Annotated in this window: 11 protein-coding genes; 4 read left to right on the top strand and 7 right to left on the bottom strand. The window is 61.1% G+C overall.

Annotated features, from left to right (window positions below; genetic code table 11):
• Positions 1-8: 8 nt before the first annotated feature.
• Together B5F28_RS00870 and B5F28_RS00875 are read right to left on the bottom strand one after the other, a co-directional pair.
• Positions 9-926 (bottom strand): pseudouridine-5'-phosphate glycosidase, encoded by a 918-nt coding sequence (locus B5F28_RS00870; RefSeq protein WP_087292153.1) that lies wholly within the window; start codon positions 924-926, stop codon positions 9-11.
• Positions 923-1,852 carry a PfkB family carbohydrate kinase gene (locus B5F28_RS00875; RefSeq protein WP_158097472.1) on the bottom strand — a complete coding sequence of 310 codons (930 nt, stop codon included), beginning with the start codon at positions 1,850-1,852 and terminating at the stop codon, positions 923-925. Before B5F28_RS00875 ends, B5F28_RS00870 begins: the two co-directional genes overlap by 4 nt.
• 215 nt (positions 1,853-2,067) lie before the next feature.
• Between B5F28_RS00875 and B5F28_RS00880 the strand changes: the two genes are divergently transcribed.
• Positions 2,068-2,814 carry a M23 family metallopeptidase gene (locus B5F28_RS00880; protein WP_087292159.1) on the top strand — a complete coding sequence of 249 codons (747 nt, stop codon included), beginning with the start codon at positions 2,068-2,070 and terminating at the stop codon, positions 2,812-2,814.
• A gap of 273 nt (positions 2,815-3,087) precedes the next feature.
• On the opposite strand, the gene B5F28_RS00885 is transcribed toward B5F28_RS00880, so the two are convergent.
• The 5 genes from B5F28_RS00885 to B5F28_RS00905 all read right to left on the bottom strand — a co-directional run bounded on the left by B5F28_RS00885 (position 3,088) and on the right by B5F28_RS00905 (position 11,838).
• Positions 3,088-5,217: a PTS sugar transporter subunit IIABC gene (locus B5F28_RS00885; RefSeq protein WP_087292162.1), complete on the bottom strand. Its 2,130-nt coding sequence runs from the start codon at positions 5,215-5,217 to the stop codon at positions 3,088-3,090.
• 5 nt (positions 5,218-5,222) lie between these two features.
• Entirely contained in the window at positions 5,223-6,107 is an 885-nt protein-coding gene (licT, locus tag B5F28_RS00890; protein ID WP_087292165.1) for a BglG family transcription antiterminator LicT, read from the bottom strand.
• Between the two features lie 298 nt (positions 6,108-6,405).
• Complete coding sequence (locus B5F28_RS00895) at positions 6,406-8,694, bottom strand: putative bifunctional diguanylate cyclase/phosphodiesterase (RefSeq protein ID WP_087292168.1); 2,289 nt, start codon at positions 8,692-8,694, stop codon at positions 6,406-6,408.
• Positions 8,695-8,885: 191 nt separating this feature from the next.
• Complete coding sequence (locus B5F28_RS00900; RefSeq protein ID WP_087292171.1) at positions 8,886-11,162, bottom strand: sensor histidine kinase; 2,277 nt, start codon at positions 11,160-11,162, stop codon at positions 8,886-8,888.
• Positions 11,137-11,838, bottom strand: coding sequence for a response regulator transcription factor (locus tag B5F28_RS00905; RefSeq protein WP_087292174.1), 702 nt, complete (start codon positions 11,836-11,838; stop codon positions 11,137-11,139). The genes B5F28_RS00900 and B5F28_RS00905 overlap by 26 nt, the downstream gene beginning before the upstream one ends.
• 248 nt (positions 11,839-12,086) lie before the next feature.
• On the opposite strand from B5F28_RS00905, the gene B5F28_RS00910 reads away from it, so the two are divergent.
• From B5F28_RS00910 to B5F28_RS00920, 3 genes are read left to right on the top strand one after another with little or no spacing between them, the layout of a single operon-like run.
• The gene (locus B5F28_RS00910) at positions 12,087-13,010 is read left to right on the top strand and encodes a sugar nucleotide-binding protein (protein WP_158097473.1); all 924 of its coding nucleotides are present in this window, start codon (positions 12,087-12,089) and stop codon (positions 13,008-13,010) included.
• On the top strand, positions 13,007-13,792 hold the full coding sequence (locus B5F28_RS00915; protein WP_087292180.1) for a sugar phosphate isomerase/epimerase family protein: 786 nt from the start codon (positions 13,007-13,009) through the stop codon (positions 13,790-13,792). Before B5F28_RS00910 ends, B5F28_RS00915 begins: the two co-directional genes overlap by 4 nt.
• The gene (locus tag B5F28_RS00920; RefSeq protein ID WP_087292184.1) at positions 13,789-14,586 is read left to right on the top strand and encodes a glycosyltransferase family 2 protein; all 798 of its coding nucleotides are present in this window, start codon (positions 13,789-13,791) and stop codon (positions 14,584-14,586) included. Before B5F28_RS00915 ends, B5F28_RS00920 begins: the two co-directional genes overlap by 4 nt.
• Positions 14,587-14,592 lie beyond the last annotated feature (6 nt).

The following is a 14,592-nucleotide window of genomic DNA, read 5'->3' on the forward strand; positions in this document are numbered from 1 at the left end:
TAAAACGCTTACAGAGCGGCGTACTCCCGGGCGATGCGGGCAGCCACGCGGGCGTTGTTGTAGGCCAGCTGAATGTTGGTGGCCAGGCTGCGGCCCTGGGTGTATTCCACGATATGGGCCAGCAGGTAGGGGGTGATGTTCTTGCCGCGCACGCCGTCGGCGTTGGCGCTGGCCAGAGCCTTGTCGATGATGGCGCTCATCTCGTCGAAGTCCATGGCGAACTCCTCGGGCACCGGGTTGCCGATCAGCATACCGCCGTTGAGGCCCAGGTCCCACTTGGTCTTGGCGATCTTGGCCACGTCGGCAGCGTCCTTGGCAGCGTAGTCCACGCCGAAGCCGCTCTTGCGGCAGTAGAAGGCGGGGAAGTCGCTGGTCTGGTAGCCCAGAACGGGAACGCCCATGGTCTCCAGGTACTCCAGAGTCAGGCCGATGTCCAGGATCATCTTGGCGCCCGCGCAGACAACGGCCACGGAGGTGTGGGCCAGCTCCTGCAGGTCAGCGCTGATGTCCATGGTGGTCTCGGCGCCGCGATGTACGCCGCCGATGCCGCCGGTGGCAAAGATCTTGATGCCGGCCAGGTTGGCCAGGATCATGGTGGAGGCCACGGTGGTGGCGCCGGTGCCGCCCTCGGCCAGGATCATGGGCAGGTCGCGGCGGCTTACCTTCACAACGCCCTCGCCCTTGCACATCAGCTCCAGCTCGCCGGCGGACAGGCCCACCTTCATGCGGCCGTCAATGATGGCCATGGTGGCGGGCACAGCGCCCTCGGCGCGGATGATCTTCTCCACCTCAGCGGCGAACTCCAGGTTCTGGGGGTAGGGCATGCCGTGGGACAGGATGGTGCTCTCCAGGGCAACAACGGGCTTGCCCTCTTCCAGAGCGGTCTTTACTTCGGGGGTGATGTCCAGATACTGCTTCAGGTTCATTTCACATACTCCTTTATCATTTGTTGAATGGCTTGTTCGCTCATGTCGGGATTGATGGTGTCCTTGCCGCTGATGGCCACAAGGCCTGCGCCCAGCGCCCAATCCAGGATCTCGCTTTCGCTGAGACCCTTGCGGGTGGCGTGCAGGATGCCTGCCATGGTGGCGTCGCCCGCGCCGGTGGCGTTGGCCATCTGGTCGAAGCGGCGGCTGCGGCGATGGATGCTGCCGCCCGGGCCCTTGTAATAGATGCCGTCTGCCCCAAGGCTCACGAAGACCCGGCGCACACCGGTGGCCAGCACGCGGGTGCAGGCCTCTTCCAGGTCCTCTTCGGTGGCGATGGGCATGTCCGCCAGAATCTCCATCTCCAGCCGGTTGGGCTTGATGGTGTCGAACCGGCCCAGAATGGGAACCAGCTTGCGGGCCCAGGTGGTGCTCACCGGGTCCACGCACAGAGGCGCGGTGCAGTGGGCTGTCAGGTAGTTCAGCGCGCTGGCGGAAAGGTTGCCGTCGCAGACCACCAGCTCCGCCCCGTTCAGCAGCTCCAGCTGCCCGGCCACAAAGTCCTCGTCCATCTCGGTGAGGATGCGCATGTCGCTCATGGCCACCAGCATGTCGCCGGCGGAGTCCATGATGGAGATGTAGGTGGAGGAGGAATGCCCCGGCCGGGTGAGCATGCCCTCGGTGCCCATGCCCAGAGCCTGGCAGCCGGTGCGCAGCATCTGGCCGTAGGCGTCGTCGCCCACTGCGGTCACGATCTGGCAGGTTTCGCCCAGGCGGGTGAGGTTGTCCAGAATATTGCGCATCACGCCGCCCATGGACAGATGCAGTCGTCCGGGGTTGGAATCCCGCATGATCAGGGGCGCGAAGCTCTGGCCGTGGATGTCCACATTTGCGCCGCCGATACCGGCGATGTAAGGTTTGGTCAAAAACAGCCCTCCGTTCGCTTGAATTGGCCGCCCGCTTGCGGCCGCTGACTTTTTCACCCTTATTGTACTATTCAAAAAAGGGGATTTCAAGTGACATCCGGCACATGTATAAACCGGCATTTTTGGCGCAAAACTAAAGGCAAAGCGGCAGCAAAGCATCGGCGGGGCAACCGGCCGCGCCGCCGCAAAACTGCAAAAGATAAGGAGCAAAGGGAATGAAATGGATCGCTTCGTTGTTTCGGGGCAGGGGGCTGTATTGGGCGCTTTCGCTGTGCATCGTGATCGCGGCGGCGTGCAGCTTTTTTGCCGTGAAGAACATCGTGGAACAGAACAAACCGCAGACGGATCAGGGAGGTGAGGCGATATGGGATCTGCCCGAGGCACCGGTGGAACAGGATGTGGAGGATGTGCCCATCAAGGCCACCCCGGCCCCCACCGCTACGCCCAGGCCCAGCGCCTCGGCCAAGCCATCGCCCTCGCCGGCTTCCTCCTCTGGCTCGCAGGAGCAGCCCGCGCCTACTGCCGCACCCGAAGAGCCTGCCGCTGCGCCGGCGCCCTCCTTCGTGTGGCCGGTGGATGGGCAGACCGGGCAGGAATATAGCGGCGACGAGCTGGTGTACAACGAGACCCTGAAGGACTGGCGCACCCACAACGGGCTGGATATCTTCTGTGAGGACCAAAGCCCGGTGAAGAGCGCGGTGGTCGGGCGGGTCACCGCCGTGTATGAGGACGGCATGTGGGGCCAGATCGTGGAGATCGACGACGGTGCCGTCACCTGGCGCTACTGCGGCCTTGCCAGCGACAGCGTACTGGTAAAGGCTGGCGACGAGGTGCTGGCCGGTCAGGCCATTGCCACGCTGGGTCAGGCTCCCGCCGAGAGCGGTCTGGAAGCTCACCTGCATCTGGAAACGCTGCGGGGCGGCAACTACGAGGACCCCCGCCAGTATCTGAGTGAGGGCTGAGCTTCAAAATCACCATAACGAACACAACGCCCCGGCCTGAAACCAGGTCGGGGCGTTGTGCATCTGTGTATTGCGGGCAACACCGCACAATTCACGCCCGATGGGCTCAGGCGGCGTATCGCGCCAAAATTTTCCGTGATATTTTCCCAAAATGCTCGCCAAGCCACCAAGGCTTGCCTGCGCTTTTGGGTTCATCTCACAAAAAATTTTCTGGCGCGCTCCACCACCTGGAATTGCGCGGTATCGCCCCAGGAGTTGAGAGGATAGCAAAAATCAGAAGACTTCCATCACCGCATCGCCGGCCTTTACCTCGCCGGTGCGGGTCAGCTCAAAGCCGCCCAGATCGGCCAGATTGCCCACCACAACGGGGGTCACGGTGCGGTAGCCCGCAGCCAGAATGGCCGCACGGTCCATGGTGCCGATGGGCTGACCGGCCTTTACGGTGTCGCCCTGCTGGATGTTCAGGGTGAAGGGCTCGCCGTTCAGGCGGATGGTGTCGATGCCCATGTGGACCAGCAGGTCCACGCCCTGGGCGGTGCGCATGGTGAAGGCGTGCTTGGTGTCGAACACCAGGGTGATCTCGCCGTCAGCCGGGGCCAGAACCTCATCGGACTCAGGCTCCACGGCAAAGCCGTCGCCCACCATCTTTTCGCTGAATACGCCGTCGGCAACCTCTTCCACCGGGATGATTTTACCGGCCAGAGGGCTGACCACGGTCAGCCGCTCGCCGCCAGCCTTGGGGGCGTCGGCGGTTTTTTCTTCCGCCTTCTTGGGCTCCTGGACGGGCTGGGCCACGGGAGCGGGATGATCGGAAGCGGAGGATTTCAGGTAAGCCTCCAGGTCGGACTTGATGACGGATACCCGGGGACCGTAAACTACCTGGACGCCCTGACCTTTGCAGATCACACCGGAAGCGCCGCTGGCCTTCAGCAGCTGCTGGTCCACCTTGGCGGGGTCCTTCACGGTGCAGCGCAGGCGGGTGATGCAGCAGTCCACATCGGAGATGTTGTCCTTGCCGCCCAAGCCCTGGGTGATCTGTGCGGACAGCTCATTCGCTGCTTCAGCCTCGGTCACTTCACCGGCCTGTTTGCGGGCCTCCAGGTCCTTGCGGGTGTAGAGCTTGGCCTCGGAGCTGTCGTCGCGGCCGGGGGTCATGTAGTTGAACTTGCGGATCATGAAGCTGAACACGAAGTAGTAGATCAGGAAGTAGGCCACGCCCACCACGGGAATCCACAGCCAGCTGGTTTTTTCGTTGCCCTGCATGATGCCGAAGAGGGTCAGGTCGATCAGGCCGCCGGAGAAGGTCAGGCCCACGCCCACGTTCAGAATGTGCATGATCATGTAGGAAGCACCGGCCAGTACGCAGTGTACCATGTACATGGCGGGAGCCACGAACAGGAAGGTGAACTCCAGGGGCTCGGTGATACCGGTGAGCATGGAGGTGAGGGCCGCGCTGAGCAGCAGACCGCCCACCGCCTTGCGGTTCTCAGGCTTTGCGCAGCGGTACATGGCGAAGGCTGCACCGGGCAGGCCGAAGATCATCAGGGGGAACTTGCCGGTCATAAAGCGAGTGGCGGATACCGAGAAGTGGGTGATGCCGGGGGTGGCCAGCTCAGCGAAGAAGATGTTCTGTGCACCTTCCACCAGCTGACCGCCCACAACAGCGGTACCGCCCACGGCGGTCTGCCAGAAGGGGATGTAGAACACGTGATGCAGGCCGAAGGGGATCAGCGCACGCTCGATGAAGCCGTACAGCCAGGTGCCCGCATAGCCGGAGGCCAGCACGAAGCCGCCCAGGGCGTTGATGCCGATCTGGATGGTGGGCCAGATGTAGTACATGGCGATGCCCACCATCAGGTAAACGGCAGAAGAGATGATGGGCACAAAGCGGGTGCCGCTGAAGAAGGAAAGCACCTGGGGCAGCTGGATCTTATAGAACCGGTTGTGCAGCGCCGCGGTGCCAAGGCCTACCAGAATGCCGCCGAACACGCCCATCTGCAGGCTGGTCATGCCCAGAACCTCGGCGGTGGCGCCCGCCAGGTCCGGCGCGCCGAAGGCGCCGATCATGGCGCCGATGGTGGCGTGCATGATGAAGAAGGCGATGGCGGAAGCCAGGGCCGCCACTTCCTTTTCCTGCTTGGCCATACCGATGGCTACACCCATGGCGAAGATGATGGGCAGGTTGTTGAACACCACCGAACCGGCGGAGTTGAGCACCTGCAGAATGGCGTTGGCGAAGGTGCCGGGGCCCAGCAGGCCCATCAGGTTGTAAGCCTCCAGCATGGTCTCGTTGGTCAGCGAGCCGCCGATGCCCAGAAACAGGCCGGCCACCGGCAGAATGGCGATGGGCAGCATGAAGGAGCGGCCCACACGCTGCAATACGCCGAAGATCTTGTCTTTCATAAGTTTCATTCCTCCTCTGTACTCAGGCCCATTGACACCGACAGCCGGTGCAGATGGACGGTTAAAAAGAACTGTTCGCTGCTGGGAAAGTTCAGATCGAACACTTCCCGGATGTGCTGGCCGATGGCCTGGGCACATTCATAATCGGCCGCGTAGTGGCGGGCAATCAGATTTTGGAAACCGGTGTCACCGTCCGGCGCGTAGCGGCCCTGAAACAGCCGCTGGGCCAAAAACTTCAGGTGCACCACGAACCGCTCGTAATCCACCGAGCTTTCGTCAAAGGTCACTCCGTAGTAGGCCTGGGCGTAGTTGACCACCTCGCGGATCAGCTTGGTGATGGGCACCATGTCCGCCATGCGGCCGTCCAGCTCGGCGTTCACAATGTGAAGTGCCATGAAGCCGGCCTCGTCCTCCGGCAGCCGCAGACCCAGAACGCTCTCGATCACATCCAGCGCCTGCTGGCCCAAAGCGTACTCCTGGGGGTAGAAGTTTTTGATCTCCCAGAGCAGCTGGTTGGGGTATTCCACCCCGTTCCGGAGCCGCTCCACCGCAAAGGAGATGTGGTCCGTGAGGGTGATGTACACGTTTTCGCTGAGCCGCCGCCCCAGAACCCGCTCGGCGGTCTCGATGATGTGGGTGCTGATGTCCAGGTATTCGCTGGGCACGTCCTGCATCAATTGCATCAGCCGGTCGCATTGGCCGGGGTCCCGCAGGGCGTAAACTTTTTCCACCCGGGCGGCGGGCAGCAGGTCCCCGGCGGATTTCTTGAACCCGATGCCCAGGCCGCGCAGGATGATCTCCTGGCCGCTGGAGTCCTGCGAGCAGACGAAGTTGCTGCCAATCACCCGCAGGATCTTGTAGGTACCGTGCTGTTCCATAGGGGAGGTCATGGGCTCATCCCCCCGCAAACCGCACCGGCAGGCATGCCGTGCTTCATGTGTTTCATCACCTTTCCTTACATCACGCTGCATTGGAATGGACGGGTTTTGGGAAATAAAAAAGACCAAACTACACCCGGCGATCAATCGCACCGAGAGGAGTTTGGTCTTGCCTGCATTACCAGTCACAAGCCGTATCGACTTTGAACTGTTCACAGAATAGCACAGGCCGGAAAGCCTTGTCAACAAAAAAACAGGAACGAAAAAAACTTTGGAAGTTCTGCTGGAAAAGTGGCGCTGAACTTATAGATTATGCCAAATCAGAAGGAGGAATCGGCAGGTATTTGGCCTCAAAATCCTCCACACTGATGGGACGGTCGAAATAATAGCCCTGGGCCAGGTCACAATGCATGCTGCGGATAAAGTCCACCTGGGCGATGGTTTCCACGCCCTCCACCACGGTGGTGATGTGCAGCTCCTGGGCCAGATGGATCACATTTTTCATCACCAGGTCCCGTTTCTCCTCGTCGGTCTCGTCCCGGGCGGCCAGGAATACCCGATCCAGCTTCAGCTCGTCGATGGGCAGATCCTTCAGGGTGTTCAGCGAGGAGTAGCCGCTGCCGAAATCGTCCATCGAAATGGCAAAGCCCTGGCTGCGCAGCCCGATCAGCACCGCGCGCACCCGGTCGATGCTTTCCAGAGCAAGGCTTTCGGTGACCTCCAGCACGATCAGCCGGGGCGGGATGTTCCAGCGGTTCAAAATGCCGCACAGCCGCTGCACATAGCCTGCCTCATACAGCATCAGCCGGCACTGGTTCACTGAGATGGGCACGACCGGACGGCCTTCGTCCATCCAGCGGCGCAGGGTACGGCAGGCCTGTTCCACCATGTAGAAATCCAGCTCCACGCAGAAGCCGTTTTTCTCGAACACCGGGATAAACTGGTCCGGGTAGAAGGAAAGTCCATCCGGCCGAATCCAGCGCACCAGTGCCTCGGCGCCGCCGGGGCGGCCGGTGACCAGGTCGATCTTGGGCTGCAGTTTCATCACGAACTCGCCGCTTATCAGTGCAGAATCCATGCTTTCCTCAATCTGATTGCGCAGGATCACCGGCTCGTAGATGGCCGGGTCAAAGAAGAGCAGCTCGTCCTGCCGGGAGCCGGAGGTGGTTTCGGCGGTCATGGCCGCTTCGGTGATGGCCCGCTCCAGGTCCGGGGTAGTGTTGGTGACAAAGCGCACACCTGCCGAGCAAACCGCCTGATAGTTCTGGTGTTCCGATACCCGGAACTGGCGGATCTGGGAGAAAAAGCGGCTCATGCGCTGGCGCACCTGCTCAGGCTCAGCACAGTCCAGCAGCAGAAGGAAACGCTCGTTGCGGCCCATGCAGAACAGCTCGGTGGGGCCCATCTGCTGGTCCAGCGCCTCCTTGATGTGGCGCAGCAGGGAGTTGAAGCGCTCCAGTCCGTACAGGTCTTTGATGGTGGGGGCGTTGTCGATGTCCAGCACGATCAGGGCTTTGGGGGCGGCGGTGAGCTTGGCGGGCATCTCCTGCAAAAAGCGAACCCGGTTGTAGGCCCCGGTGATGGAATCGAAATAAGTCAGTTTGTTCATAGAGCGGTTGTTCTGGCGCATCATCCGGTAGATATAGAGGGTAAGCAGGATCACCAGCAGGAAAATCACAAAAAAGGTGATGCGCTGCAGGTTAAACCACTGGCTCAGATCGGTGACCAGGATACGCTGGGGCACCACGCACATGACGTACCAGTCGTTGACGTCCATGGGAATCAGCGCCACCTCATACAGGGCGCCCTCGTTGGTCAGGCTGAAAAAGGCGGATTCGTTCACGGCGAAGGCGCTCAGGATGGTCTGCTGCAGCTCATCGCTGAAGGCGGGGGTATCGAAGATGCTGCGGGCGTCTTCGCTGATGAAATAGGTCTGGTTGCGCACTACGAACTTGCCCTCAGAGTTTACGATATGGGCGTGGACCTGGCCGTTGAGCAGCAGGCTGGGGCTGAGCAGCTCCCGCAATGCGTCGGTGTTGTTGGTGCCGGTGAGCACTCCGATCACCGGACCGTCCACGCCGCCCTGGTAGATGGGCACCGCGTACCGGTTCACATAGCAGCCCAGGGTATCATCCCAGAAGGTGAAGGAGATGTTGCCTTCACCGGCCAGTGCCCGCTGCACGGCGGAATCTTGGCTCAGGTCCTGCTCCAGCTGGGAGCTGCCGTCCAACAGAACAAAGCTGCCCTGGCCGGTGGTGTCCACCACGCCCATGCGCAGAAATTCGTTCTGGGAGTTTACCACATCCAGCTGGGCCAGAAAGGCCGGGTCGTGCAGCAGCTGTTGGGGGGGGAGACCTTCGTCAGAATCGTAGCCGATGAACGAGGAGAGGGTGACCAGAGTCTGCAGGTTGCCCTGGATATGGGAGTTTACGATGTTGCGGGCGGTTTCTGCTGTGGCCTCCAGCGAGTGGGCAGCCTCCTCGTGCTGTACCTGCGCACCGTTGCGGGAGAAGATATAGAAAGAGACAGTGAGCGCGATGCAGACCGCCAGAATCAGTGAAAAGGCAATGACGATCTGGCGATGGATGTGCTTTGGCACGGGTAAAGTTCCCCCCTTTCCTGGCAGTGGCCCCGAATCAGCAGACGCGGGAAAATGTTGTAAATTTTCAACTGTGTTTTTATACAGTATAAACGAATTTTGTCTTGAAGGAAAGAGCAAAGCCCGGATTTTGAGCCATGAGACATTGAAAAAGAAAAACTCCCCAGTCAAAGACTGGGGAGAAAAAATGGTCAAGCGGGTTGCTCCGGTTCCTGCTGTGCAAAAAGTTCCGGTGCAGGCTCCGGTGTGGATTCCGGCATAGGCTCCGAGGGGGATTCGGGAGTGCGTTCCGGCACAGGTTCCGGTGCAGGCGGCGGGCAGAGGGGAAACTCCACCAGTACGCAGAACAGATCCGCCACCGCATGTACCGAAAGCCGACCGCCGCAGGCCTCGGCAAAGCTTTTGGCGATGGAAAGGCCAAGGCCGCTGCCCTCGCCGCTGCGGGCGGAATCGCCCCGCACGAACCGCTCCAGAAGATGCTCGGCATCCTCGGGGGCAATGGGGTCCCGGGTCACGTTTTTGATGCTGATGGAGACCCGGCTCTCGCCCCGCTCCATCTGGGTGTAGACCCGGCTGCCGGGCAGCGAGTAGGCCAGAGCGTTGGTGTAAAGATTCTGGAACACCCGGTACAGCCGGTCGCCGTCCGCGAAGATCCAGGCCTGTTCGGGCAGCTGGGTCACGAAGGAGAGGGGGCTGGCTTCAATGGCCTCATCCATGTCCGCCAGAGTCTGGCGGATCAGCTTGGCAAGATCCAGCGTGCGGGTCTGCAGAGGCAGCTCGCCGCTGGCGGCCTTGCTCACCTCGAATACATCCCGCACCATGGTTTTCAGCCGGTCGGCCTTCATCTTCAAAATCTTGGCGTAGTCCGCCGCGGGCTGCTCCAGCGTCTCCTCACAGAGAAGCCCTGCATAATTGATGATACTGGTCAGGGGCGTTTTCAGATCGTGGGACACGTTGGTGATCAGCTCCAGCTTGAGCCGCTCGGCGCGCATCTGCTGTTCCACCCGGGTCTGGATGCCCTCCTCCAGCGCGTTCAGGTCTGCCGCTGGCACCGCGCAGAGAGAGTTTTCGGGCAGTGCCAGCGGGGCAGTGTGCTCCCCGGCGCGCAGGGCAGCCAGCTTATCCGCCAGCTGGTTCGCTTCATTTAAAAAGCGATTCAGGCGCATAAGGCCGGTTACAAAGAGGAAGGCGCCGCCCAGGAAGAGGACAAGGAACAGAAGAACAGCCAGCTGTAAATCCCAGACATAATAAAAGACCCTGTAATAGCAGAAGAAGGACAGAGGCAGTGCCAACATCAGGCAGGGAGGCCCAATCAGGATGGGCAATAGCAGCTTCAGGATCGCCCGGCGCTTCCAGGGCTGGGCGGCGGCGAACTGCTTGCAGCGGCGGATCAAGCGGGCGGTCAGGCTGGTGTGCAGGGTGTGGCGCAGGTTGAAACGGAATTCCAGCCAGAACAGCCAGACCAGAGGAATATCCACCACCAAGAGAAGTGCAGCCGCGAAAGGCGAAGCGAAGAAGGTGACCGAGTAGCCGTACAGGTAGCTTTGTGCCGCGCAGCTCAAAATCGCCAGCAGTAAGTAGCCGGAGAGAAGCAAAAAGCCCAGTGCCGGCAGCTTGATTAACAGAGGGACCCGGCGCAGCAGCCCGGCTGCCCATTGGGCGGCAGCCCGCCGCGTTTTCCACAGGGCCAGCCACACCGCCAGGCAGAGCAGGCCCCAGATGCCCAGCCCCACCAGAATGCAGGCCAGAATGGGCACAGCGGAATTGTTGATCCAGCGGTAGGCAAAGCCCAGGGTGCCGGTGTCGCTGGAGGGCACCTGCTTGACCGCCACCACGATCTCAGCATTGGGCAAAAAGTCCTGCGGTTCCACCCGGGTGGCGGTGATGCCCTCAAGCAGTACCTCCTGGGTACTGCTCAAGGCGGTGCCGTCATCCAGAAGCACCATCCGGTCGTAAACGTTCTGCAAAAGACTGCTGCCTCCGGTTTGGCCACCGGTCAGCTGAAAGGCGATTTCGTAGCCCTGAGGCAGCTCGTCCGGCGAATCGAGCAGAGAGGAGGAGATGGTCTTCTCACCCTCGGCACGCAGATACAGCAGGATGTCCCGGCTGGCGTATTCTTCGCTCTGCTGCAGCTGCTCCAGTGCCTGGCGGGACAACAGCTTTTTCTGGGAAATCGCCTGAGGCGTGAGCGCCTCGCCGCCCGGGGTGACCAGCCCGTCGGCACACAGCACACGGGCGTGGTAGTACACGGTGCTTAAAAAACGCTGGTAATCCGGTACCGCCTCGATCTGCCGCTGCATCAGCGCGGAATAGGACCGGGGCCCCTGCAGGAAGACCTGCAGCAGCCGGTCGTCCAGTGGAATGCAGTAAAAAATGACAAAAAAGCATACCGCCGTCATCCAGCCTGCCAGAATGCGAACCACCAGCGGCCACTTTTTTTCTTCAATGCTTTTCCAGTTTATAACCAAGACCCCACACCACCTTTACATATTCCGGTTCCTTCGGATTCAGTTCGATTTTTTCCCGGATGCGCCGGATGTGTACCATCACGGTGTTTTCCGGGGCGTACACGCTGCCCTCGCCCCAGGCGCCGGCGTAGATTTCTTCGGCCGAGAACACCCGCCCCGGGCTGCGGAAAAACAGCTCCATGATCCGGGTCTCGGTGGGCGTCAGCCGCACCGGCTCGCCGTCCGCCGTGAGCTGATGAGCCTCGAAGTCGTATTCCAGCCGCCCCACCCGCACCAGCGGACCGCCCGCCTGAGCGCCGCCCAGGGTCAGGTACCGGCGCAGATGGCTCTTCACCCGGGCCACCAGCTCGGTGGGGCTGAAGGGCTTGGAGATGTAATCGTCCGCCCCGATGGAAAGCCCCAGCACCTTGTCGCTGTCCTCGGTTTTCGCGCTCATCACCAGAATGGGCAGGTTGCGCTTCTGCCGGATGCGCAGAATGGCGGAAAAGCCGTCCATCCGGGGCATCATCACATCCATTAAAATCAGGTGTATTGTGCGCTGCTCCAGCACATCCAGCGCTTCAAAGCCGTCCGCCGCACCGTACACGCAAAACCCCTCTTTTTCCAGATAAAGCCGCACCGCGTTCACGATGTCGGCATCGTCATCCACCACCAGGATACAGGCCTGCTGGTCCATATAACCGCCTCCTCTTGCCAAAACCGCTCTTTTGTTGATTGTAGCCAAAACCGGGGCGTTTTCCAAGGCCCCTTTGAGCGCATCCTTATTATAGCAAAGGTTTCTTACAGCCGGAGGGTGGTTTCTCTTACGGTTTTCTTACAATGAGAAAAGGGCTTCAAACCGGTGCGAACCTTGTAACTTCGGGGCTTTTTGTGTATAATGTACCCTGTATGACTATGAGAAAACGCGGCGAAAGGAGCAGCAGCATGGCAAACAGTGTTCTGGTGGGCAGCACCGGCTTTGTGGGAGGCAACCTGATGGCCAGCCATCCCTTTGATGCAGCCTACCATTCCAGCAATGTGCAGGAGGGCTTCGGCAGGGAAAACGATCTGGTGGTTTACGCCGGGGTGCCCGCCGCCATGTTCCTGGCCAACCAGGACCCACAGGCCGACCTGGCGGTGATGTGCGCGGCCCGGGAAAACCTGCGGCAGCTGGCCCCCAAAAAGCTGGTGCTGATCTCCTCCATCTGCGTTTATGCAGACAGCAAGGGCAAAACCGAGGCGGACGAGCCCCGGCCCGAGGGTCTTGCCGCCTACGGTGCCAACCGGCTGCAGCTGGAGCGCTGGGTGCGCGAGGACTGGCCGGACGCGCTGATCGTGCGTCTGCCCGCGTTGTACGGGCTGGGCCTGAAAAAGAACTTTCTGTACGACCTGCACACCATCACCCCGGCGCTGCTGCGCCCGGCCAAATACGAAGAGCTGGCGGCAAAGAGCGAGCTGGTGAAGGCAGCTTACTCCGACGCGGGCAACAACTTCTACAAGCTGAACGGCACTCAGGACCCGGCGGCATTGAAGGCCTGGTTTGCGGCCAACGATTTCAACGCCCTGGCCTTCACCGACAGCCGCTCGGTCTACCAGTTCTACGACCTGCGCCGCCTCTGGGCGGACATTCAGAAGGCGCTGGAGCTGGATCTGCGCACGCTGCATCTGGCAACGCCCCCGGTGAGCGCCGCCCGCGTGTATGAGGCGGCGACCGGAGGGACCTTTGAAAATCATCTGACGGCGCAGCCCTTCGACTACGATCTGCGCACCCTGCATGCCGGGGCCTTCGGCGGCAGGGATGGTTACCTCTGCACCGAGGAAGAAGAGCTGGCGAGTATCTGCGCCTTTATGAAAGGATGGACGGAATGAAATTATCGGCTTCCAACATCGGCTGGGCCGCTGAAAACGACGAGCAGGTCTGGCAGCTTTTGAAGGATCTGGGCTACCAGGGCATCGAGATCGCCCCCACCCGGGTGATCCCGGAAAATCCCTACGACTGCCCGGCGGGTGCGGCCCTGTTTGCCGGGGTGATGCACCAGAAATACGGCTTTGCCATCCCCAGCATGCAGAGCATCTGGTTCGGCAAGACCGGCAACATCTTCAACCCGGAAGAGGCGAAGGAGCTGGAGGAATATACCCTGCGGGCCATCGAGTTCGCGGTGAGCTGCCGCTGCCGCAATCTGGTGTTCGGCTGCCCTCGCAACCGGAACATGCCGGAAGGGGTCGACCCCCAGCAGGGTGAGGACTTTTTAAGCCGCATCGCCTGGATGGCGGCCCAGCGGCAGGTGGTCATCGGTCTGGAGGCAAACCCGCCGGTTTATAATACCAATTACATCAACACCACCGTCGATGCCTTTGCCATGGCCAAAAAGCTGGACAGTCCCGGCCTGGGTGTTACGCTGGATGTGGGCACCATGATCGCCAACGATGAGCGACCCAACGACTTCGCGGCGGATATGAAATATGTGAGCCATGTGCACATCAGCGAGCCGGGCCTTGCCCCCATCGAGAAGCGGGCGCTCCACCGGGAGCTGGCGCTGCTGTTGGGCGCGCTGAACTACCAGGGTTATGTGTCGGTGGAGATGAAGACCGCGGACGTGGACACCGTGCGCCGCAGCCTGGAATATGTGGCGGAGGTGTTCGGCGCATGAGCGAATGGGTGAAACATGTGCCCGGCGTGCCGGACTACACGGTGGAAGCCTTCCGGGAAAAGCGCAGCGACTACTGTTTGCTGATTCCCATCATCAACGAAGGCAACCGCATCCTCACTGAGCTGGAGCGGGCCCAGAAGGGCGCGGTGGACGGCCTGTGCGACATCATCTTGTGCGACGGCGGCTCCACCGACGGCAGTATGGAGCCTCAGGGCCTGGAGCGCCGGGGCGTGAATACGCTGCTCACCAAAAAGGGTCCCGGCAAGCAGGGGGCCCAGCTGCGCATGGGCATCCACTATGCGCTGGAACGGGGCTACGAGGGCATTTTGACCATCGATGGCAACAACAAGGACTCCATCGAGAGCGTACCCCTCTTTATTGAAAAGCTGGAGGAGGGCTACGACCTGATCCAGGGCAGCCGGTTCATCCCCGGCGGCAAGGCGGTCAACACCCCCTTCAGCCGTTATTGGGCAGTGCGCCTGATTCACGCGCCGGTAATCAGCCTGGCGGCCCGCCACTGGTTCACCGACACCACCAATGCCTACCGGGGCTACAGCCGGGCCTACCTGACCCACCCGCTGGTGAAGCCTCTGCGGGATGTGTTTGTGGGCTATGAGCTGCTGGCCTATCTGAGCGTGCGGGCCACCCAGCTGGGTCTGAAGGCCTGCGAGGTGCCGGTGGAGCGGGCCTACCCCAAGAACGAGCCCACCCCCACCAAGATCAAGGGCTTGCAGGGCAACACCAATCTGCTGAAAATCTTGTTCGCCGCACTGCGGGGAAAATACAACCCTTAAAGGGGA

Origin of the sequence: Gemmiger sp. An194 (genome assembly GCF_002160145.1) — a bacterium.
Lineage (GTDB): Bacteria > Bacillota > Clostridia > Oscillospirales > Ruminococcaceae > Allofournierella.